Source organism: Allobrachymonas denitrificans DSM 15123, from assembly GCF_900110225.1.
GTDB classification, from domain to species: Bacteria; Pseudomonadota; Gammaproteobacteria; order Burkholderiales; family Burkholderiaceae_C; genus Brachymonas; species Brachymonas denitrificans.
The window spans coordinates 98,635-119,155 of the sequence record NZ_FOCW01000001.1 but is presented as its reverse complement, the minus strand read 5'-3'; the positions used below and the strand labels follow the sequence as shown (position 1 = coordinate 119,155).

Annotated in this window: 18 protein-coding genes; 10 read left to right on the top strand and 8 right to left on the bottom strand. The window is 65.2% G+C overall.

Annotation, left to right across the window (positions count from 1 at the left end):
* The first annotated feature begins 6 nt into the window (after window positions 1–6).
* The 3 genes from BMW28_RS00520 (at window position 7) to BMW28_RS00510 (ending at window position 5,844) form a co-directional block, all read left to right on the top strand.
* Window positions 7–1,473, top strand: coding sequence for a TrkH family potassium uptake protein (locus BMW28_RS00520; protein WP_091812750.1), 1,467 nt, complete (start codon window positions 7–9; stop codon window positions 1,471–1,473).
* Between the two features lie 147 nt (window positions 1,474–1,620).
* Complete coding sequence (gshA, locus tag BMW28_RS00515; protein WP_091812748.1) at window positions 1,621–2,919, top strand: glutamate--cysteine ligase; 1,299 nt, start codon at window positions 1,621–1,623, stop codon at window positions 2,917–2,919.
* Window positions 2,920–2,997: 78 nt separating this feature from the next.
* The gene (locus BMW28_RS00510; RefSeq protein WP_200785684.1) at window positions 2,998–5,844 is read left to right on the top strand and encodes a cation-translocating P-type ATPase; all 2,847 of its coding nucleotides are present in this window, start codon (window positions 2,998–3,000) and stop codon (window positions 5,842–5,844) included.
* On the opposite strand, the gene fumC is transcribed toward BMW28_RS00510, so the two are convergent.
* From fumC to BMW28_RS00495, 3 genes are all read right to left on the bottom strand, one after another.
* Window positions 5,832–7,238 carry a class II fumarate hydratase gene (gene fumC, locus BMW28_RS00505; RefSeq protein WP_091812745.1) on the bottom strand — a complete coding sequence of 469 codons (1,407 nt, stop codon included), beginning with the start codon at window positions 7,236–7,238 and terminating at the stop codon, window positions 5,832–5,834. The two genes, BMW28_RS00510 and fumC, sit on opposite strands and share 13 nt — an antisense overlap.
* Window positions 7,239–7,304: 66 nt before the next feature.
* On the bottom strand, window positions 7,305–7,700 hold the full coding sequence (locus tag BMW28_RS00500; protein WP_407640935.1) for a type II toxin-antitoxin system RelE/ParE family toxin: 396 nt from the start codon (window positions 7,698–7,700) through the stop codon (window positions 7,305–7,307).
* An 8-nt stretch (window positions 7,701–7,708) separates the two neighbouring features.
* Window positions 7,709–8,011, bottom strand: coding sequence for a type II toxin-antitoxin system Phd/YefM family antitoxin (locus tag BMW28_RS00495; RefSeq protein WP_091812742.1), 303 nt, complete (start codon window positions 8,009–8,011; stop codon window positions 7,709–7,711).
* Between the two features lie 310 nt (window positions 8,012–8,321).
* On the opposite strand from BMW28_RS00495, the gene ahpC reads away from it, so the two are divergent.
* Together ahpC and ahpF are read left to right on the top strand one after the other, a co-directional pair.
* A complete protein-coding gene (gene ahpC, locus BMW28_RS00490; protein WP_091812740.1) occupies window positions 8,322–8,888 on the top strand; it encodes an alkyl hydroperoxide reductase subunit C in 567 nt (188 codons plus the stop codon).
* Window positions 8,889–9,072: 184 nt separating this feature from the next.
* A complete protein-coding gene (gene ahpF / locus BMW28_RS00485; RefSeq protein WP_091815265.1) occupies window positions 9,073–10,638 on the top strand; it encodes an alkyl hydroperoxide reductase subunit F in 1,566 nt (521 codons plus the stop codon).
* Window positions 10,639–10,670: 32 nt separating this feature from the next.
* Here ahpF and BMW28_RS00480 read toward each other — a convergent pair whose 3' ends face one another.
* The gene (locus BMW28_RS00480) at window positions 10,671–11,090 is read right to left on the bottom strand and encodes a YXWGXW repeat-containing protein (protein ID WP_091815263.1); all 420 of its coding nucleotides are present in this window, start codon (window positions 11,088–11,090) and stop codon (window positions 10,671–10,673) included.
* A 110-nt stretch (window positions 11,091–11,200) separates the two neighbouring features.
* The gene (locus BMW28_RS00475; protein WP_091812738.1) at window positions 11,201–11,761 is read right to left on the bottom strand and encodes an adenine phosphoribosyltransferase; all 561 of its coding nucleotides are present in this window, start codon (window positions 11,759–11,761) and stop codon (window positions 11,201–11,203) included.
* A gap of 278 nt (window positions 11,762–12,039) precedes the next feature.
* Here BMW28_RS00475 and BMW28_RS00470 point away from each other — a divergent pair, with 278 nt between their 5' ends.
* Together BMW28_RS00470 and BMW28_RS13060 are read left to right on the top strand one after the other, a co-directional pair.
* A complete protein-coding gene (locus tag BMW28_RS00470) occupies window positions 12,040–13,110 on the top strand; it encodes a L,D-transpeptidase family protein (RefSeq protein WP_234969912.1) in 1,071 nt (356 codons plus the stop codon).
* A 9-nt stretch (window positions 13,111–13,119) separates the two neighbouring features.
* Window positions 13,120–14,061 (top strand): M23 family metallopeptidase, encoded by a 942-nt coding sequence (locus BMW28_RS13060; RefSeq protein ID WP_234969911.1) that lies wholly within the window; start codon window positions 13,120–13,122, stop codon window positions 14,059–14,061.
* Window positions 14,062–14,100: 39 nt separating this feature from the next.
* On the opposite strand, the gene BMW28_RS00460 is transcribed toward BMW28_RS13060, so the two are convergent.
* A complete protein-coding gene (locus BMW28_RS00460; protein ID WP_091812736.1) occupies window positions 14,101–16,092 on the bottom strand; it encodes a monovalent cation:proton antiporter family protein in 1,992 nt (663 codons plus the stop codon).
* 172 nt (window positions 16,093–16,264) lie between these two features.
* Here BMW28_RS00460 and BMW28_RS13215 point away from each other — a divergent pair, with 172 nt between their 5' ends.
* The 3 genes from BMW28_RS13215 to arsC all read left to right on the top strand — a co-directional run bounded on the left by BMW28_RS13215 (window position 16,265) and on the right by arsC (window position 18,151).
* Window positions 16,265–16,669, top strand: coding sequence for a BLUF domain-containing protein (locus tag BMW28_RS13215; protein ID WP_327020803.1), 405 nt, complete (start codon window positions 16,265–16,267; stop codon window positions 16,667–16,669).
* Window positions 16,670–16,741: 72 nt separating this feature from the next.
* Complete coding sequence (locus tag BMW28_RS00450; protein ID WP_091812733.1) at window positions 16,742–17,656, top strand: LysR family transcriptional regulator; 915 nt, start codon at window positions 16,742–16,744, stop codon at window positions 17,654–17,656.
* A 66-nt stretch (window positions 17,657–17,722) separates the two neighbouring features.
* The gene (gene arsC, locus BMW28_RS00445; RefSeq protein WP_091812731.1) at window positions 17,723–18,151 is read left to right on the top strand and encodes an arsenate reductase (glutaredoxin); all 429 of its coding nucleotides are present in this window, start codon (window positions 17,723–17,725) and stop codon (window positions 18,149–18,151) included.
* Window positions 18,152–18,292: 141 nt separating this feature from the next.
* On the opposite strand, the gene BMW28_RS00440 is transcribed toward arsC, so the two are convergent.
* Window positions 18,293–18,640 (bottom strand): phage holin family protein, encoded by a 348-nt coding sequence (locus BMW28_RS00440; RefSeq protein WP_091812729.1) that lies wholly within the window; start codon window positions 18,638–18,640, stop codon window positions 18,293–18,295.
* 51 nt (window positions 18,641–18,691) lie between these two features.
* Window positions 18,692–20,398 (bottom strand): long-chain-fatty-acid--CoA ligase, encoded by a 1,707-nt coding sequence (locus BMW28_RS00435; protein WP_091815257.1) that lies wholly within the window; start codon window positions 20,396–20,398, stop codon window positions 18,692–18,694.
* Window positions 20,399–20,521: the final 123 nt, after the last annotated feature.

The following is a 20,521-nucleotide window of genomic DNA, read 5'->3' as shown; positions in this document are numbered from 1 at the left end:
CCTGCCATGCGTGATGTGCTTCCCGTTCTCCGGCTGCTCGGCCTGCTGATCATGCTGTTTTCGGCAACCATGCTGTTGCCGCTGGGCACATCCGCCCTATTCGAAGACGGCATGCTGCTGGTGCACCTGCGTTCCGCCAGCTTCACCTGGCTGGCCGGTGGCCTGCTCTGGCTGTCGGCACGCTCGGCACGCGACGAACTGCAGCCGCGCCACGGCGTGCTGCTGGTGGTGCTGACCTGGAGCGTGCTGCCGCTGTTCGCCACGCTGCCGCTGCTGCTGGGCATGCACGCGCTGGGGCAGCCCATGTCGTTCACGCATGCCTTCTACGAGGCCACCTCGGGCCTGACCACAACCGGTGGCACCGTCATGTCCGGCGTGGACAAGCTGCCGGTGTCCATCAACCTGTGGCGCTGCTTTCTGCAGTGGCTGGGCGGCATGGGTATCCTGATTCTGGTGGTGGCGGTGCTGCCCTTCCTGGGCATGGGGGGCAGCCAGCTGTTCCGCGCCGAATCGCCCGGGCCGATGAAGGAGACCAAGCTCACGCCGCGCATTGCCGAAACGGCCAAGGGCCTGTGGCTGGTGTATGCCAGCATCTCCACGCTGTGCGCGCTGGGCTACTGGGCGGCCGGCATGACGCCGATGGATGCCATCATGCACATGTTCACCACCGTGAGCCTGGGCGGCCTGACGCCGCACGATGCCAGCTTCGCCTATTTCGATTCGCCCGCCATCGAGTCCGTGGCCATCGCGGTGATGCTGCTGTGCAGTGCCAACTTCGCGCTGTACTTTTCCGCCATCAGCAAGCAGCGCAGCGACATCATCTGGAAGAACCCCGAGCTGCGCATCACGCTGATCAGCCTGATCGGCGGCGGCCTGCTGGTGTCCTTCGTGATCTGGCTGGAGGGGCATTACGAGCCCCTGAAGGCGCTGCGCTACGGCATGTTCCACACCATCTCGATTGCCACCACCACCGGCTACGGCATCACCAACTTCGAGGTGTGGCCGCCGTTTGCGCCCATGTTCATGCTGCTGCTGTCCAGCTTTGCCACCAGCGCCGGCTCCACCGGAGGCGGCATCAAGACGCTGCGCGTGCTGGTGCTGTTCCAGCAGGCACGGCACGAGCTCAAGCGCATGGTGCACCCGCGCCTGGTGCAGCCGCCGCGCATCGGCCAGAACCGCATCCCCGATCACATCGTGCGCGCCGTGGTGGCCTACACGGTGCTGTATGTGGCCACGGTGCTGGTGATGACGCTGCTGCTGCTGGCCAGTGATCTGGATCTGGTGTCCGCCTTTGCCGCCACGCTGGCGAGCATCAACTGTACCGGGCTGGGTCTGGCCAAGGTGGGGCCGACTTCGAACTACGCGGTGCTGACCGACTTCCAGATCTGGGTCTGCAGCATCGGCATGATCCTGGGCCGACTGGAGCTGCTGAGCTTTTTCGCGCTGCTGCTGCCTTCCTACTGGAAGCGCTGAAGCCCCTTCCGGGGCGGCATCTTGGATTCGGCGCGCACGTCCCCATCTGGCAGGATCGCGCGCAACGAGGCATCGGCACACCGGAAAACCGGCTTTCCTGCCGCCGGTTCGCGGTAAGATGCCCTTTCCCACTGAACAGGATCCCCCATGGTTCCCCACCTCGTGACCGCCCTGACGGGCCCCATCAACGAGCTCGAACAACGCATCATCGATTCCATGCCGGCCACCGAGCGCTGGTTCCGGCTGGAGTGGATGGAGCATACGCCGCCGTTCTATTGTTCGGTGGATATCCGTAATGCCGGCTTCAAGCTGGCGCCGGTGGACACCAACCTCTACCCCGACGGCTGGAACAACCTGAGCGAACCCATGCTGCCGCTGGCGGTGCAGGCCGCCATGGCCGCGATCGAGAAGATCTGCCCGGAAGCCCGCAACCTGCTGCTGATTCCGGAAAACCACCGCCAGGACAATACCTTCTACCTGTGCAATATCGAGCAACTGGTGCGCATCTTCCGCATGGCCGGGCTGAATGTGCGCGTGGGCTCGATCGACCCGGACATCAAGGCACCGACCGAGATTGCCCTGCCCAACGGCGGCAGCGTGCTGCTCGAGCCGGTCATCCGCAGCGAGCGCCGGCTGGGATTGAAGGACTTCGATCCCTGCACCATCCTCGTCAACAACGACCTGAGCAGCGGCGCCCCCGGCATTCTGGAAGACCTGCATGAGCAGTACCTGCTGCCGCCGCTGCATGCCGGCTGGCATGTGCGCCTCAAGAGCCGGCACTTTGCCAGCTACGAGGAAGTGACCAAGCGCTTCAGCAAGATGCTGGGCATCGATCCCTGGCTGATCAACCCCATGTACAACCAGTGCGGCGAGGTGGATTTCAACAACAGCACCGGGCTGGACTGCCTGCGCAGCAATACCGATTCCCTGCTCGGCCGCATCCGTCGCAAGTACAAGGAATACGGCATCCAGGAAAAGCCCTTCGTGGTGGTCAAGGCCGACAACGGCACCTCCGGCATCGGCATTGCCACGGTGCGCGACATGCACGATCTGGACGCGCTGGAGGAGCGCGTGCGCAAGGTGGTGCCGGTGCGCCAGGGCGGCCAGCCGATCAGCAACGTGATCATCCAGGAAGGCATCCTGACGCACGAGCGCATCAACGATGCCGTCGCCGAGCCGGTGGTCTACATGCTGGACCGCTATGTGGTGGGCGGCTTCTACCGCGTGCATGCGCATCGCGGCATCGACGAGAACCTGAACGCCCCCGGCGCGCGCTACGTGCCGCTGGCCTTCGACGACAGCAACCTGCTGCCGGAACCGGGCAAGAAGCCCGGCGCCAGCGCGCCCAACCGCTTCTACATGTACGGCGTGGTGGCGCGGCTGGCCATGCTGGCCGCCAGTTACGAACTGGAGGCTACCGATCCCCTGCTCGAGGAGCTGAGCTGACATGCAGCCCTTGCACCACCGCCTGCGTCCCGGCGGGCAACTCCCCGGCAGACACCGAACCGAGGAGAGTCCCGACTGATGCAGCCCGACGCGCAGACACCCGCCCCCGCCGAACCGCCCTTGCGGCAGGACGACCCGAGCCTGATGCCTGCCGACAGCGTGCTGCAGCAGGCCCGCACCGACCAGACGCGCGGTCTGGACAGCGCCGAGGCCGCCCGCCGGCTGGCGCAGGACGGGCCCAATGCGCTGGATACGCAGGCCCCGGTGCCGGGCTGGCGCAAATTCCTGCGGCAGTTCCATGATCCGCTGATCTACCTGCTGCTGGCAGCCATTGCCATCACGCTGGGCGCCTGGGCCATCGAGGGCTATGCCGGCTGGCCGGTGGATGCCATCGTGATTGCGGCCGTGGTGCTGCTCAATGCCCTGATCGGCTATTTGCAGGAGGCCAAGGCCGAGAATGCCGCCGCAGCGCTGGCGCGCATGACGGAAGTGACTGCCGGTGTGATGCGCGACGGAGAACTGATGCGCGTGCCCAGCCAGCAGCTGGTGAGAGGCGACATTCTGGTGCTGGCCGAAGGCGATGCCATCGGCGCCGATGCGCGCCTGCTGCAGGCCAACGCGCTGCGTGTGCAGGAAGCCTCGCTCACCGGCGAGAGCGAGGCAGTGCTGAAGGATGCTGCGGTGCTGCAAGCCCCGGCCTCGCTGGGCGACCGGCTCAACATGGTCTACAAGGGCACAGCCGTGGCCGGTGGTACCGGCCTCGCGGTGGTCACCGCCACCGGCATGGGCACGGAAATGGGCGCGATCGCCCACATGCTGGCCGCCGAAAAGGAAGACGACACCCCGCTGCAGAAGGAAGTGCGCCATATCGGCCGCATGCTCGGCATTGCGGTGATCGTGATTGCGGTGGCGGTGATCGGCACGCTGCTGTTTGTGGGGCATGTGCACACGCTGCAGGGGGTGGTGACGGCGCTGCTGTTTGGAGTGTCGCTGGCCGTGGCCGCAGTGCCCGAGGGGCTGCCTGCCATCCTGTCGCTGGTGCTGGCGCTGGGCGTGCAGCGCATGGCCGAGCACAAGGCCATCGTGAAGAAGCTGTCTTCGGTGGAGACGCTGGGCTCGGCCTCGGTGATCTGCACCGACAAGACCGGCACGCTGACCAAATCCGAAATGACGGTGGAGCGCGTAACCAGCGCCTCCGGCGAGAGCCATGTGACTGGCGTGGGCTATGCGCCCGAAGGCCAGGTGCAGCATGAGGGCGCCGAGCTGCAGCAGGGGCCGCTGCATTCCGAACACCGCGCCATCCTGACCGGCGGCTCGCTCGCCAGCAATGCCACGCTGCGCGAATGCGAGGGTAACTGGGAAATCCAGGGCGACCCGACCGAGGCCGCCTTGCTGGTGGCCGAACGCAAGCTGGGCGTGGATGGTGCGCGCACTGAGCGCTTCGAGCGCGTGGCCGAGATTCCGTTCGACTCCGAGCGCAAGCTGATGTCCGTGATCGTGCGCGACAAGCAGCAGCAACGCACCCTGCTGGTGACCAAGGGCGCGCCCGACGTGCTGCTGCAGCGTTGCACCCATGTGCGCGTGGGCGATGGCGTGCAGGCGCTGGAAGACACGCATGTGGAGCAGGCGCAGCGCGATATCGAGGCCATGTCGGGCGATGCACTGCGCACGCTGGCCGTGGGCTATCGCGTGCTGCCGGAGGATGCGCCCGCGCAGCCCACCCCCGAGCTGGAACACGATCTGGTGCTGGCCGGCATGGTCGGCATCATCGACCCGCCGCGCCCCGAGGCGGCGCAGGCCATTGCCGAGGCGCGTGCCGCCGGCGTGCGCGTGATCATGATCACCGGCGATCACCCGCGCACCGCGCAGCGCATTGCCACCGATCTGGGCATCATCGAAGCCGGCGACACGGTGCTGACCGGCGATGCGCTGGACGAACTGCTGTCGCTCGGCGATGCCGCGCTGGCCAAGGCGGTGCGCAGCACCTCCGTGTATGCGCGCGTGGCGCCCGAGCACAAGCTGCGCATCGTGGAGGCACTGCAGACCGATGGCCACATCGTCGCCATGACGGGCGACGGCGTGAACGATGCACCAGCGCTCAAGTCGGCCGATATCGGCGTGGCCATGGGCGTGACCGGCACCGAGGTGACCAAGGAAGCCGCGCGCATGATCCTGGCCGACGACAACTTCGCCACCATCGTGCAGGCGGTGCGCGAGGGGCGGGGCATTTTCAGCAACATCCGCAAGTTCCTGCGCTACCTGCTGTCGTCCAACATGGGCGAGGTGCTGACGGTGTTTCTGGGCGTGATCGGCGCTGGTGTGATCGGGCTGACCGCAGCCGACGGCCACGGCCCGGCCGGCGCGCTGGTGCTGCCGCTGCTGGCCACGCAGATCCTGTGGATCAACCTGATCACCGACTCGGCTCCGGCGCTGGCGCTGGGCATGGACCCGCCGAGCGCCAACACCATGCGCCGCCCGCCGCGCAAGCTGGGCGACCGCGTGATCGATGGCGCCATGTGGTCGGGCGTTATCCAGACCGGGCTGGTGATGGCGCTGGCCACGCTGCTGACGATCGATTGGTTCCTGCCCGGCGGCCTGCTGGAAGGCGGTCAGGACCTGACCACGGCACGCACCGCCGGCTTTACCGTGCTGGTGCTGGCGCAGCTGTTCAACTGCTTCAACGTGCGCTCGGAAGACAGCAGCGCCTTCCGTGGCCTGGGCAGCAACCCGTGGCTGTGGGGCGCGGTGCTGCTGTCGGTGCTGCTGCAGGTGGCGGTGGTGCATGTGTCGTGGCTCAACACCGCCTTCGGCACCACGCCGCTCACGCTGGCGCAATGGGGCTGGTGCGCCGTCATGGCCAGCACCGTGCTGTGGCACGGCGAATTGCGCAAGCTGGTGCGGGGAGCGCTGCGTCAGCGTGCCTGATGCGGCCTGGCCATGGCCATCGGGTCCATCCAGGCATCGAACTGCTCCGGCGTGACCAGGTCCAGCTCGAGCGCCGCCTCACGCAGGGTGCTGCCCTGCGCCAGCGCATGCTTGGCGATCTTGGCGGCCGCGTCGTAGCCGATGTGCGGATTGAGCGCCGTCACCAGCATCAGGTTGCGCTCCATATTCGCTGCGATACGCGCCCGGTCCGGCTCGATACCGGCGGCGCAGTAGCGCTCGAAGGCCAGGCTGGCATCGGCCAGCAGCGCGATGCTCTCCAGCACGTTGTGCACCATCACCGGCTTGTAGACGTTGAGCTGGAAATTGCCCTGCGTGCCGGCAAACGCCACCGCCGCATCGTTGCCGAACACCTGTGCGCACACCATGGTCAGTGCCTCGCACTGCGTGGGGTTGACCTTGCCCGGCATGATGGAGGAACCCGGCTCGTTCTCGGGGATGCGCAACTCGCCGATGCCGCAGCGCGGGCCGCTGGCCAGCCAGCGCACGTCATTGGCCATCTTGAACAGCGCCCCGGCCAGCGTGCGCAGGCTGGCGGAGCAATCCACCAGCGCATCGTGCGCGGACAGGGCGGCAAACTTGTTCTCGGCCGCATGGAAGGGCTGGCCGGTGATGCGCGCGATATGCGCGGCGCAGGTCTCGCCAAAGCGCGGATGGGCATTCAGGCCCGTGCCTACGGCCGTGCCGCCAATCGCTAGCGCATACAACCCGCCCAGCGAGCGCTCCACGCCTGCCAGCGCCTGATCGATCTGCGCCACCCAGCTGCCGATCTCCTGCCCCAGCGTGATCGGCGTGGCGTCCTGCAGGTGCGTACGGCCGGTCTTGACGATATCGTCGAACGCCTGCGCGCGCTGCTGCAGTGTGGCGTTGAGCGTGCGCACGGCGGGCAGCAGGCGCTCCTGCAACTGCTCCACCACGGCGATATGCATGGCGGTGGGAAAGGTGTCGTTGGACGACTGGCCGCGGTTCACATGGTCGTTGGGATGCACGGGCGTTTTGCTGCCCAGTTCGCCCCCCAGTTGCTCGATGGCGCGGTTGGCGATCACCTCGTTGGCGTTCATGTTGGACTGGGTGCCGGAGCCGGTCTGAAAGACCACCAAGGGGAAATGGTCGTCTAATGTGCCGTCGATCACTCCCTGGGCTGCGGCGTCAATGGCCTGGGCAAGATTGGCGGGCAGTTCGCCCAACTCGGCATTGGCTCGGGCGGCTGCCTGCTTGAGGATGCCCAGGGCACGCACCATTGGGCGCGTCCAGCGGAAACGGTCGGTGCCGATGGGGAAGTGCTCTACGGAACGTTGGGTTTGGGCGCCCCAGTAGCGGTCGGCTGGGACCTCGATGGGGCCCATGGAGTCGTTTTCGATGCGGGTAGTTGGCACGATGACCTCCTTGCACGGTGATGTGCATGGTACTACGCGGTGCCTGGGCTTTGCGTCAGTGTTCTTCTAGCTTCCCGTCATCCACAACGCCTGAAAATCAAAGGAAAGTTGACGTTGATGGCGAATCGACAACAGATACACCACGTCCTTGATCCGCGCATAGAGTACAACATGATGTGCCATCACGTATTCACGCAGTTCGCCATCCGTAGCGAGCGCACCGAGTTGCCTGGTTAGCCGGGCAATGCTGTTGGCCACCTCCACGGAACATACGGGGCGCTCCAGGAACAGGCGCCCCATGCCGGGAAAGCTCTCCAGATTGGGGATGACGATATCCACCAGCTCATCCAGCAGCGCATCGAACGCCTGCGGCGCCTCGGCTTCGGTCAGGAAGGCTTCCAGCTCCTCAAGATTGCGCTCGAAGTTCGCTGTGAGTTGGACAATGTGCCGGCTTGTCACGATGCCGCTTCTTATCCTGCGGCCCGGGCTGCGCGACGGCGCTGGATCGTACCCAGCGTGCTGCGTGCGTCCTTGACCTTGCCCGCTGCAACATCGGCAAGGCCTCGGCTTGCATCGTCAATCAGCAGCAGATGGATCCGCTCACGCTCAAGCTGATGGTAGTAGTCCAGACGCTTGGCATCGATGAGGGCAACGTAACTCTCGCCGTTCTTGGTGATGATCTTCTCGGCTCCCTCTTTCACCTGATCAGCGAGGTCAGAGAGGTTTGCTCTTGCCTGAGACAGCGGGACTATGTCATGGGAAGTGAAGGCCATGGCTGGCTCCTTTGTTCAATGCAAATGTACGTGATACTGTACTTTATACAGAGCAAAAAACAAGCACCATCATGAAGTAGCATTCATGGGCGCACCGGCAAGTGGAGGTCTCCCCCTCAATATAGCCTGAGACTATCAAGCGCTTAGCTTAATCCAAACCACAAATCACCCACCCTGCGTTACCATAACCCTGTGTTCGGAAACGGCAACTGCCTCTCTGTCACACACCTGCCTCTAGGCAGGTGCACGATGAAGCCGGCTGCTGCCGCTTCCGTTCGTTTTTTCACCCATCATTGCAAGGAGATAACCGATGTCCCTGATCAACACTACCGTGCTGCCGTTCAAGACCCAGGCCTTCCAGGCCGGCAAGGGCTTCTTCCAGGTTACCAACGAAGACCTGAAGGGCAAGTGGTCTCTGGTCGTGTTCTACCCGGCCGACTTCACCTTCGTGTGCCCGACCGAGCTGGAAGACCTGGCTGACAAGTACGAAGAGTTCAAGAAGCTGGGCGTGGAGATCTACTCCGTGTCCACCGACACGCACTTCTCCCACAAGGCCTGGGCCGACACGTCCGACGCCATCAAGAAGGTGCAGTACGTCATGCTGGGCGACCCGACCGGCACCATCACCCGCAACTTCGGCGTGATGATCGAGGAAGAAGGCCTGGCTCTGCGCGGTTCCTTCCTGATCAACCCCGAAGGCCAGATCAAGCTGTGCGAAATCCATGACAACGGCATCGGCCGCGACGCCGGCGAAATGCTGCGCAAGGCCAAGGCTGCCAAGTACGTGGCCGAGCACCCGGGCGAAGTCTGCCCCGCCAAGTGGAACGAAGGCGCCGAGACGCTGAAGCCCTCTCTGGACCTGGTTGGCAAGATCTAAATCTGCCTCCAAGGAAGATGGCTCCCCTGCGGGCCATCCCCCAGCGCCAGACGGCGACGCAGCCCTGTTTGCTGCGCCGTCTGGCCTTTTTTTACCCAAACGTGCCCACGAAGACTGCTTTGAACAATGTCTGACCACCGGGCCCGACATTCTTGACACCAGTTTTTTGCCCAAGGAGAACACCATGCTCGACCAGGAACTTGCCACCCAACTGAAAGCCTATCTGGAACGCGTCACGCAGCCGTTCGAGCTGGTCGCTTCGCTGGATGACAGCCAGTCGTCCGCCGAACTGCGCGGCCTGCTGGAGCAGATCCAGGGCATGAGCGACAAGATCACGCTGCGCACCGACGGCAACGACGCGCGCAAGCCCTCGTTCACGCTGCAGCGCCTCGGCACCAGCACGCAGCTGCGCTTTGCCGCCATTCCGCTCGGCCACGAATTCACCTCGCTGGTGCTGGCCCTGCTGTGGACCGGCGGCCATCCGCCCAAGGTGGAAGAAGACACGCTGCAGCAGATCCGCAACCTGCAGGGCGACTACAACTTCGAGTGCTACATGAGCCTGAGCTGCCACAGCTGCCCCGAGACGGTGCAGTCGCTCAGCCTGATGGCCATCCAGAACCCCAACATCAAGGTCACCATCATCGACGGCGCGCTCTACCAGAAGGAAGTGGAAGAGCGCCAGGTGATGGGCGTGCCCACCGTGTACCTGAACGGCGACATGCTGGCCAACGGCCGCATGACGGTGGAAGAGCTGCTGGCCAAGGTGGACAGCGGTGCCGCTGCACGCGATGCCGAAAAGCTCAACGCCAAGGAGGCCTTCGACGTGCTGGTGGTGGGCGGCGGCCCCGCTGGCGCAGCAGCTGCCATCTATGCGGCTCGCAAGGGCATCCGCACCGGCGTGGTGGCCGAGCGTTTCGGCGGCCAGGTGATGGATACGCTGGCAATCGAGAACTTCATCTCCGTCAAGGCCACAGATGGCCCCAAGCTGGGCGCCGCGCTGGAAGAGCACGTGAAGGACTATGACGTGGATATCATGGCGCTGCAACGCGCCAGCAGCCTGAAGCCCGCAACCGAAGGCGGCCTGGCCGAAGTGACGCTGGAGAACGGTGCCGTGCTCAAGGCCAAGTCCGTGATCCTGGCCACGGGTGCCCGCTGGCGCGAAATGAACATCCCCGGCGAAGCCCAGTACAAGACCAAGGGCGTGGCCTTCTGCCCGCACTGCGACGGCCCGCTGTTCAAGGGCAAGAAGGTCGCCGTGATCGGCGGCGGCAACTCCGGCGTGGAAGCAGCCATCGATCTGGCCGGCGTGGTCGAGCACGTGACGCTGTTCGAGTTCATGCCCGAGCTCAAGGCCGACTCCGTGCTGCAGAAGAAGCTGCACAGCCTGCCCAACGTAACAGTGCTGAAGAACGTGCAGACCACCGAAGTGGTGGGCGACGGCCAGAAGGTGAGCGCGCTGCGCTACAAGGATCGCGCTACCGAGGAAGCGCACGAGCTGGAACTGGCCGGCATCTTCGTGCAGATCGGCCTGCTGCCCAACACCGATTTCGTGAAGGGCACGGTCGAACTGAACCGCATGGGCGAGATCGTGGTGGATGCGCGTGGCGCTACCAGCGTGCCGGGCGTTTTTGCTGCAGGCGACTGCACCACCGTGCCCTACAAGCAGATCATCATCGCCATGGGCGAAGGTGCGAAGGCGTCACTGAGCGCATTTGACCACCTGATCCGCTCCGGCGCTCCGGCGCACTGACGGCGAGATGCCGGGCGCTTCGCGCGCCCGGTTCAGCGGCGCCAGCCGCCGCTGCGCATGCGCATCTGCATGGAGCTGCGCGGCGCGCGAGGCGCATGCCAGCGCTGGCCGCGCGGATGGCCGGCCCAGCGTGCGCGGTTGCCATAGTACGAAGGGCGCCCCGCCCAGTGGCCCGGGCGCCAGTGGTGGCGCGTGCCACCCCAGACCCAGACGCCCGGCACCCATACCACCCCCACGTTGGGGCGCACCGTCACCACTTCCCGCACCGGCTCGGTCTGCGAATAGACCAGGGGCTGGCGGTAGTCATCATGGACGGGCTGCCCCGAGCTGTAGACGGCACAACCGCCCAGCAGGGACAGCAAGCCACCGGCCAGCGCCAGCAGCCCTCGGCGCAACAGGGGCGTGCCAAACCACGCGGAAGCAGCGGCAGGGGAAAGAGGCAGGTCTGACATGGCGGGCCACTCGCAGAAGGAACAGGGAAACATCCGGAAATCCGGTTCCTGTTTGGAGTCGGCCTGGCGCGGTGCAGTTCCCGCGAAGTTGTAAATGCCGCCGGTTCGCCTCAGTGGCCGGCAAAGTCCACCAGGGTGAACAGCGCCAGCCCCGAATCGCGCAGGCGCTGGCTGCCGCCCAGTTCGGGCAGATCGACGATGGCAGCGCCCTCCATCACCGTGGCGCCCAGCTTTTCCAGCAGGCGTTTGCCGGCCAGCATGGTGCCGCCGGTGGCAATCAGGTCACCCACCAGCAACACACGGTCACCCTGCTTGACGGCATCGGTGTGCAGTTCGACCGTGGCGCTGCCGTATTCCAGCTCGTAGGTTTCTTCCACCGTGGTGAAGGGCAGCTTGCCCTTCTTGCGCACCGGCACAAAGCCCACGTTGAGTTCGTACGCCAGCACCGAACCGACGATGAAGCCGCGCGCATCCAGCCCCGCCACCACATCGGGACGCAGGTGCGGATCCATGTAGCGATGCACAAAGGCATCAATCAGCACGCGGAACACCTTGGGGTTCTGCAGCAGCGGCGTGATGTCGCGGAACTGCACGCCGGGGGCCGGCCAGTTGGGTACGGTACGGATGTGGCTGCGCAGATAGTCCTGCACGTTGTAGCTGCTCGTAGGCATGTCAACACTCCCTGTCTTGGCACGTATCGGCACGCTGTGGCCGCATGTGCACAGTGTAGCGGGCTGTCGTGAAGGCCAGCCATTCCCTGGCCTGTTGAGTCGTTCAACAGGGCTCTGCATGCAACGCGCGATACAGGCACAAGGGGCAATCGGCTGCCGCGCAGGTGCGGCCGGTTCCTACAGGGCGTACCCCTGCAGCGTTTGCACAATCAGGGCCATCGATGGCACGGCGCCCTGCGCACGCTGCCAGTCCAGTGAACGAACAAGAAGGAGTTTTCATGTCGAACGCCACCCCGCAATCCAGCCGCCGCCGTTTCATGCTGCAGGGCGCTACCGTGCCTGCCACGCTGGCCGCCGTAAGTCTGCCAGCCTGGGCTGCAAGCGCTGCCACTGCGGCCAAGCCGCCTGCCAGCCCAGCGAGCGCAGCCGCCGACAAGGCAGCCGATTCGCTGGCTTTCGATGCCTTCAACGCCGCCAGCGACACGCCGCTGCTGCGTCAGGGCAGCAAGGGGGCGGCCGTGGCACGTGCGCAGATCCTGCTGGACCGCGCCTGGTTCTCCACGGGCGAGACGGACGGACACTTCGGCCGCAACATGCAGCGCATCGTCAGCGCGTTCCAGCAGGCGCGCGGCATCAAGGTGAGCGGCCAGATCGACGCAGACACCTGGAAGGCGCTGCGCACCGACACCACCGCCCCGCTCACGCGCTACACCATCACGGCCCAGGACGCAGACGGCCCCTTCACCCGCATTCCGCGCAAGATGGCCGACAAGGCCAAGCTCAAGGCGCTGCACTACCAATCGCTGGAGGAGGCGCTGGGCGAGAAGTTTCACGTCAACCCGCGCTTTCTGGCGGCGCTCAACCCGGGCAAGGCCTTCAAGGCCGGCACGGAGATCGTGGTGCCCAATGTGCTCGACACCCCGGCTCCTGCCAAGGCAGGCTCGGTGCGCATTGACAAGTCGGCGTATACCCTGTTTCTGGCAGGCGAGGACGGCAACAGCATCGTGGCGGCCTTTACGGTGACGATCGGTGGCACCTCGGATCCGCTGCCGGTGGGCACCATGGTGATCAAGAATGAAGTGAAGAACCCCGACTACATGTACAACCCCAAGCTGCTGAAGAAGGCCAACCAGAACGACCAGAAGGCGCGCATCGCCCCCGGACCCAACAGCCCGGTGGGCAATCTGTGGCTGGGCCTGAGCAAGCCGCACTGGGGTATCCACGGCACGCCCGAGCCGGCCAAGATCGGCCACACCGAAAGCAACGGCTGCGTACGCATGACCAACTGGGACGCGGCCCGCGTGGCGCAACTGGCCAAGCCCGGTTTCAAGGTGATCGTGCGCGCGTAATAATCAGGCATGGCCGAGCAACGCACGATACCCCCTCCGTCCTCCTCCCATCCTGCTGCGGAGTCCCGCCCGCAGCCCCCGCGCCGCAGCTGGCTCGCCGTCACGCTGCGGCGTACGCTGTTCTGGCTGGTGCTGCTGGGGGTGATGCTGTATGCCGCGCAGGTGTGGTGGCTGAAACAGGGCGGGCAGCCGGAGGCACAGCCGCTGCCTGCGGACCCTGCTGCGTCCGGAGCGGCATCTGCTGCTTCTGCGGATGCATCCGGCGTTGCTGCCGGTGTCGCCGCTTCCAGCCCTGCTTCCGCAGCAAGTTCGGGGGCGCTCATGCCGGACACGGCAGCCTCCGCTTCCTCGCCCGCGATGGCATCGCCGGCGACTGCGGCCAGCAGTCCGTCCACCGGTGCCAGCGCCTCGCAAGCAACAACCGCCGCCATGGCTGCCGACGTCAATGCCGTGCCCGCCCCCCAGTCCGGCGCAAGCGCTCCGGCCATTTCACCTGTCACTGACGCCGAAGTGGCCGAACTGGCTGCACGCAAGCTGCTGATTCCGGTGGATGGCGTCAAGGCCGCGCAATTGCAGGACACCTACACCCAGTCCCGCAGCAACGGACGCCTGCATGAAGCCATTGACATCATGGCGCCGGCCGGCACGCCGGTGCGCGCCGTCGAGAACGGCCGCATCGTCAAGCTGTTCAACAGCGCAGCCGGCGGCATCACGGTATACCAGTTCGATCCTGCCAGCCAGTATGGCTACTACTACGCCCACCTGCAGGGCTATGCCGAAGGCCTGCAGGAAGGCCAGGAGGTGCGGCGTGGCGACGTGATCGGCTACGTGGGCAGCACCGGCAATGCCGACGCTGCAGCACCCCATCTGCACTTTGCCGCCTTCAAGCTCGGCCCCGAGCGCAACTGGTGGCGTGGCGCCTATCTGAACCCTTACCGGCTCTGGCGCTGAGCACTGCGCCGGGAAAATCCGGGCAGAGGCCATCGGCACTCAATGGCAGAGGGCATCCTCCACCTCGGCCAGATCCACCTGCTTGCCGCTGAGCACCAGCGTATCGCCCGGCTCCAGAATCAGATCGCCACGCGGTGAGAGCGAGGCACCACTGGCGCGCCGCACGCTGACCAGATGCACATCGAAGCGGTCCAGCAGCGGCCGGATGTCATCCACGACCTGGCCCAGGCATTGCAGGCCCTCGGCCAGCACCAGGGTTTCCAGCTTTTCGTACTCGCTGTCGTCATCCTGCAGCTCCTCGTTGGCGCCACGGAAATAGCCGCGCAGCAGGCGATAGCGCTGCTCGCGCTGCTGCTGCACGGTGCGCAGCACGCGCCGCATGGGCACGCCCACCAGCGCCAGCGCGTGGCCGGCCAGCATCAGGCTGCCCTCGATGGCTTCGGGCACCACCTCGGTCGCACCGGCCGCGCGCAGGGCGTCCAGATTGCGGTCATCCTGCGTGCGCACCACCACCGGAATCTGCGGCGCCAGCTTGCGCAACTGGTCCAGCACATGCAGCGCCAGCGGCACATCCAGAAAGGTGAGCACCACCGCGCTGGCGCGTGACAGGCCGGCCGCCGTCAGTGCCTGCGCGCGCGAGGCATCGCCATACACCACCGCCTCGCCCGCAGCGCTGGCCTTGCGCACACGATCCGGGTCCAGGTCGAGCGCGATATGCGGAATGGACTCCTTGTCCAGCATGCGCGCCAAGCTCTGCCCAGTACGGCCATAGCCACAGATGATCACATGGCCCTTCTGGCCCATGCTCTGCCGCGCGATCGAGGTCATCTGCAGCGATTCGCTCATCCACTCGCTCGCCGCCAGACGCAGCACGATGTCCTTGCTGTACATGATGATGAAGGGCGTGGCGATCATCGACAGCACCATGCTGGCCAGAATGGCATTGAACAGCGGCGCCGGCACCAGCTTGTTGTGCAGCGAGAGGTTCAGCAACACGAAGCCGAACTCCCCCGCCTGCGCCAGATACAGGCCGGTACGCAGGGCCACGCCATTGCTGGCCCCCAGGATATAGGCCAGCCCCCACACCACGCACAGCTTGAACAGCACCGGCACCGTCACCAGCGCCAGCACCCACTCCCAGTGCAGCACCACCTCGTGCCAGTCCAGCATCATGCCGATGGTGATGAAGAACAGGCCCAGCAGCAGGTCGTGGAAGGGCTTGATGTCCGACTCCACCTGGTACTTGTAGGGCGTCTCGGAAATCAGCATTCCGGCAATGAAGGCGCCCAGCGCCAGGCTCAGGCCTGCCTGTTCGGTCAGCCAGGCCAGACCCAGCGTGATCAGCAGGATGTTGAGCATGAACAGCTCGCTGCTCTTGCGCCGCGCCACGGTGAACAGCCAGCGCTTCATCACATGCTGGCCGCCGGTGAGCAGGATGGCAATCAGCCCCACCGCCTTGAGCAGCGCCAGCAGCAGCTCCATGCCCAGATCGTCGTCATTGGCAGCCAGCGCCGGAATCAGCACCAGCAAGGGCACCACGGCCAAGTCCTGGAACAGCAGCACGCCCATCACGCGTTTGCCGTATTCGGTATCCAGCTCCAGCCGCTCGGCCATCAGCTTGACCACGATGGCCGTGCTGCTCATGGCCAGCACGCCGGACAGCGCCACCGCTCCCTGCCAGGAAAAATGCCAGACGCTGGGCATGACCCAGCGGATGCCGAGAATGATGAGCGTGCTCAGCATCATCGTGGCCAGCACCTGCAGCAGTCCCAGGCCGAACACGTGGCGCTTCATGGTGCGCAGCTTGGGCAGGCTGAATTCCAGCCCGATGACGAACATCAGGAATACCACACCGAACTCGGCCAGATGCTGGATGCGCTCGCTGCGTTGCACCATGCCGAGCATGTGCGGACCAATCACCGCGCCCACGGCCAGATAGCCCAGCATGGGCGGCAGCTTGAAGCTGCGGAAGATCACGACCCCCAAGACCGCCGCCAGCAGGAAGAAGAGGGTCAATTCGAGCGACGTCATCCTGAAAGTGTACTGCCGGTGACCGGTGCGTACCTCCTGCAAACACCCGAACGCCCACGGAAAAACCGGCAGCGTCGGAAATCCCCCACTTCCTGCGATGGATCAAGCACAAGCGGGGTTTCCTTGCCGCCATCAGGGGTTTTTCGCATAATGGCACCTGCCCCGAAACTTCGTGTTATCCCGTGTCATGCCTCTTTTCGAGCTTCTTTACGTCAGCACCCTGGCTCCGGGACACACGGCATCGGTAGTGGCGCCCAGTCTCAAGGTGGCGCGCGAGCGCAACCAGTGCCAGGATGTGACCGGCCTGCTCGTCTTCAATGGCGAGCGTTTCTGCCAGCAGCTCGAGGGCCCGCGCGACCAGGTGCTGGACATCATGCGCTCCATCGAGCAGGACGAACGCCACTGCAACATCGTCATGCTGCTGCAGCGCGAACTGCCCGAGCGCCGCTTCGCCGATTTCCGCCTCGGCTATGCCACCGTCAGCGAGAGCGATCCGCTGGACGGCCTGGAAGGCCGCTCTGCCGACGACTGCATGCGCTGCTTCCTGCAGCTGGAAAAGGCGCTCGACCTGGGCTGAGGGCGCAGATCCGTCGCCTGCCCGCCGCGGTGAAGGCACCCCACAACGCCCCGCCCGCTATGATCATGCATCGTGGACAAGTTCAAGCAGATCGAAACCTTCGTCTCGGTGGCACAGCGCGGCAGCCTGACCGCCGCTGCGCAGGCCGAAGGAGTGGCCCCGGCCATGATCGGCCGCCGGCTGGATGCACTGGAAGCGCGCCTGGGCGTGAAGCTGCTGGTGCGCACCACGCGCCGCCTCACCCTCACGCATGAAGGCGCAGCCTTTCTGGAAGAAAGCGCGCGCATCCTGGCCGATGTCGCCAACATGGAAGCCGCCGTCAGCGCCGGCAGCGTGCGCGCCAGCGGGCAGTTGCGCATCACCGCCCCTGCCGGCTTCGGCCGCCGCCACGTGGCGCCGCTGGTGCCGCTGTTTCACGAACTGCATCCCGATGTGCGCATCTCGCTCAACCTGAGCGACCGCGTCGTCGACCTGGCCGCCGAAGGCTTTGACTGCGGCGTGCGCGTGGGCGACCTGCCGGACTCCTCCCTCGTCAGCACCCGTCTCGCCGACAACCGTCGCCTGTGCGTGGCCACGCCGGCCTATCTGCGCCGCCACGGCACCCCGCGCCACCCGCGCGAACTGCTGGACAGCGAGCGCTACCAGTGCCTGACCCTGAGCAGCGAAGCCTCGCAGACGCGCGGCTGGGCCTTCATGGAAGGCGACGAACTGCTGCACATCAAGCCCGGCGGCCCGCTGGACTGCAGCGACGGCCAGGTGCTGCACGCCTGGTGCCTGGGCGGCCACGGCATCGCCTGGCGCAGCACCTGGGAAGTGGCCAACGACATAGCCAGCGGCCGGCTGGTATCGCTGCTGGACGAGTTTGCCGCACCGCCCAACGGCATCTACGCCGTGTTCACCCAGCGCAAGCACCTGCCGCTGCGCCTGCGCCTGTGGATCGACTACCTCAAGAGCCGGTATGGCGATCCGGGCTATTGGGAACAGTAAGCCGCGCCGCTGCGGCGGCATGCCACAATCCGGCGCATTGTCTGACCTGATACCCGGAGTCTGCCCATGAGCACCACCATCTTCCATAACCCCAAATGCGGCACCTCGCGCAACGTGCTCGGCCTGATCCGCAATGCCGGCATCGAACCGACCGTGGTCGAATACCTCAAGACCCCGCCCGACCATGCGGCCCTGCGCACCCTGCTGCAGCAACTGCAGCTGCCGGCCCGCGCCATCCTGCGCGAGAAAGGCACGCCCTATGCCGAACTCGACCTGGGCAACCCCAAGTGGAGCGAGGAAGAGCTGATCGACTTCATCGTGCAGCACCCCATCCTGCTGCAGCGCCCCATCGTGGTCACACCCAAGGGCGCGGCCCTGTGCCGTCCGTCCGAGAAAGTGCTGGAGATTCTGGACCAGCCCCAGCAGGGTGCCTTCAGCAAGGAAGACGGTGAGCCGGTGGTGGATGCCAGCGGCCAGCTGGTGTGCAAGGACTGAGGACCGCCCTACCGCCCGGCGCGCTCCAGCCGGGCGCCTGCATGCTGTCCAGCCGCAACACGTACGTCCCGGCCCGCACACAGTTGGCGCATGAAAAAGGCACCTCATGGGTGCCTTCTCTGCCTCTGGGTACCGGAGCGTTTACAGCACCTTCTCCACCACCGCATCGATCACCAGACCGATCAGCGAATAGACGATGGCACCCAGCACCGCCACCCAGAATCCCGACACACTGAAGCCGGCCAGGATGCTGCCGGCAAACCAGAACAGCAGCGCGTTGATCACCAGCAGGAACAGCCCCAGCGTGATCACCGTGACCGGCAGCGTGAGCACCACCAGCACCGGACGCACCAGCAGGTTGAGCAGGCCAATCACCACGGCTGCCAGCAAGGCAGAACCGAAGCTGCTGACGGTAATGCCGCTGACCAGGTTGGCCACCAGCACCAGAGCGGCTGCATAGAGCAGCCATTTCACAATCATCTTGACCATGGCACTAGCATAGCAGGGAATGATGCACTTGCCGTGTCACGCTGCCTTGGCCTAGGCCTGGGCCTGCAGTTTCTTCATTTCCTCGTCACGCAGTTCGCGGCGCAGGATCTTGCCGATCGGCGTCTTGGGCAGCGCCTCGCGGAACTCGATGGTCTTGGGCCGCTTGTAACCGGTCAGGTCCTCGCGGCAGTGCTCGCGGATGTCTTCCTCGCTCACATCACTGCCGGGCTTGCGCACCACGAACAGCTTGACGGATTCGCCCGAGTTCTCGTCCGGCAGGCCCACCGCCGCGCACTCCAGCACGCCCGGCACGGACGCCACCACTTCTTCCACCTCGTTCGGATAGACGTTGAAGCCGCTCACCAGAATCATGTCCTTCTTGCGGTCCACGATGGTGAAATAGCCGCGCCTGTCCATGATGGCGATGTCGCCGGTCTTGAAATAGCCGTCGGGCGTGAGCGACTTGGCCGTTTCATCCGGACGACGCCAGTAGCCGGCCATCACCTGCGGGCCCTTGATGGCGATCTCGCCGCGGTCCTCCAGGTTGAACACCTCGTTGCCGTTGTCATCCACCAGCTTCATCATCGTGCTGGGCACCGGCACGCCGATGGAACCGGTGAAATCGGTATTGGTCACCGGGTTGCAGCTCGCCACCGGGCTGGTCTCCGACAGGCCGTAGCCTTCGCAGATCGGGCAGCCGGTCTTCTCCAGCCAGAGCTTGGCCACGGCGCCCTGCACCGACATGCCGCCACCCACGGTGATGCGCAGGTGCTTCCAGTCCACCTTGTCGAAGTCCGGGTGGTGCGCCAGCCCGTTGAACAGCGTGTTCACGCCGGGGAAGCTGTGGAAGATGTGGTTCTGCAGCTCCTTGATCACCGACCCCAGATCACGCGGGTTGGGCAGCAGGATGTTCTTGCCGCCGAGCTTGGAGCACAGCAGCATGTTTACCGTGAAGGCGAAAATGTGGTACAGCGGCAGCGCGCAGACAAAGCCCAACTGGTGGTGCGCCGGACGCTGCGACAGGCCCGGCTGGTACCAAGCCTCGCACTGCAGCACGTTGGCCACGATGTTCCGGTGCAGCAGCACGGCGCCCTTGGCCACCCCCGTGGTGCCGCCGGTGTATTGCAGCGCGGCAATGTCGTTCATGCCCAGTTGCACCGGCTGGTACTGCTTGGCCGGATACTTGCCCAGCGCATCGTTGAAGCGCACCGAGCCCGGCAGGTTGTAGGCCGGCACCAGCTTCTTCACGTGGCGCACCACGTAGTTCATCACCAGACCCTTGAGCATGCCCATGCGGTCGCCCATGGCCGCCACCACCACGTGCTTGACGTCGGTGTGTGCCAGGCAATGCTCCAGCGTGTGGGCAAAGTTCTCGACGATGAAGATGGCCTTGGCGCCCGAATCCTTGAGCTGGTGCTCCAGCTCGCGCGCGGTGTAGAGCGGATTGACGTTGACCAGCACCATGCCGGCACGCACGATGGCCATGGCGGCAATCGGGTACTGCAGGATGTTGGGCATCATCACCGCCACGCGGTCGCCGCGCTGCAGGCCGATCTTCTGCAGATAGACCGCCAGCGAACGGCTGGCCAGATCCAGCTCGGAAAAGCTCATGTCCCGGCCCATCATGGTGAAGGCCGTGCGGTCAGCAAACTGGGTGAACATCTGCTCCAGCATGTCCACCAGCGAGCTGTAACCGCTCGTGTCGATGTCCACCGGCACGCCGGGGGGGTACTCAGCCAGCCAGGGGCGGCTGTCAATGAATTCGCTCATGCAATGTCTTCCTTGTGCCCCCGCTGCCGGCCTGCTGTCAGCGTGTGGCTGTTATTGTTGGGTCGCACCAAATAGCACGACCGTTCGGCGTGCAGTTATATCTTACCTTCA

What these genes read in the sequence shown, in the direction of transcription:
- BMW28_RS00460 (WP_091812736.1), bottom strand. Translation starts at nt 16,092, where the DNA reads ATGACGTCGCTCGAATTGACCCTCTTCTTCCTGCTGGCGGCGGTCTTG.
- BMW28_RS00475 (WP_091812738.1), bottom strand. Translation starts at nt 11,761, where the DNA reads ATGCCTACGAGCAGCTACAACGTGCAGGACTATCTGCGCAGCCACATC.
- BMW28_RS00510 (WP_200785684.1), top strand. Translation starts at nt 2,998, where the DNA reads ATGCAGCCCGACGCGCAGACACCCGCCCCCGCCGAACCGCCCTTGCGG.
- BMW28_RS00470 (WP_234969912.1), top strand. Translation starts at nt 12,040, where the DNA reads ATGTCGAACGCCACCCCGCAATCCAGCCGCCGCCGTTTCATGCTGCAG.
- ahpC (WP_091812740.1), top strand. Translation starts at nt 8,322, where the DNA reads ATGTCCCTGATCAACACTACCGTGCTGCCGTTCAAGACCCAGGCCTTC.
- ahpF (WP_091815265.1), top strand. Translation starts at nt 9,073, where the DNA reads ATGCTCGACCAGGAACTTGCCACCCAACTGAAAGCCTATCTGGAACGC.
- BMW28_RS00440 (WP_091812729.1), bottom strand. Translation starts at nt 18,640, where the DNA reads ATGGTCAAGATGATTGTGAAATGGCTGCTCTATGCAGCCGCTCTGGTG.
- gshA (WP_091812748.1), top strand. Translation starts at nt 1,621, where the DNA reads ATGGTTCCCCACCTCGTGACCGCCCTGACGGGCCCCATCAACGAGCTC.
- BMW28_RS00480 (WP_091815263.1), bottom strand. Translation starts at nt 11,090, where the DNA reads ATGTCAGACCTGCCTCTTTCCCCTGCCGCTGCTTCCGCGTGGTTTGGC.
- arsC (WP_091812731.1), top strand. Translation starts at nt 17,723, where the DNA reads ATGAGCACCACCATCTTCCATAACCCCAAATGCGGCACCTCGCGCAAC.
- BMW28_RS13060 (WP_234969911.1), top strand. Translation starts at nt 13,120, where the DNA reads ATGGCCGAGCAACGCACGATACCCCCTCCGTCCTCCTCCCATCCTGCT.
- BMW28_RS00520 (WP_091812750.1), top strand. Translation starts at nt 7, where the DNA reads ATGCGTGATGTGCTTCCCGTTCTCCGGCTGCTCGGCCTGCTGATCATG.
- BMW28_RS00495 (WP_091812742.1), bottom strand. Translation starts at nt 8,011, where the DNA reads ATGGCCTTCACTTCCCATGACATAGTCCCGCTGTCTCAGGCAAGAGCA.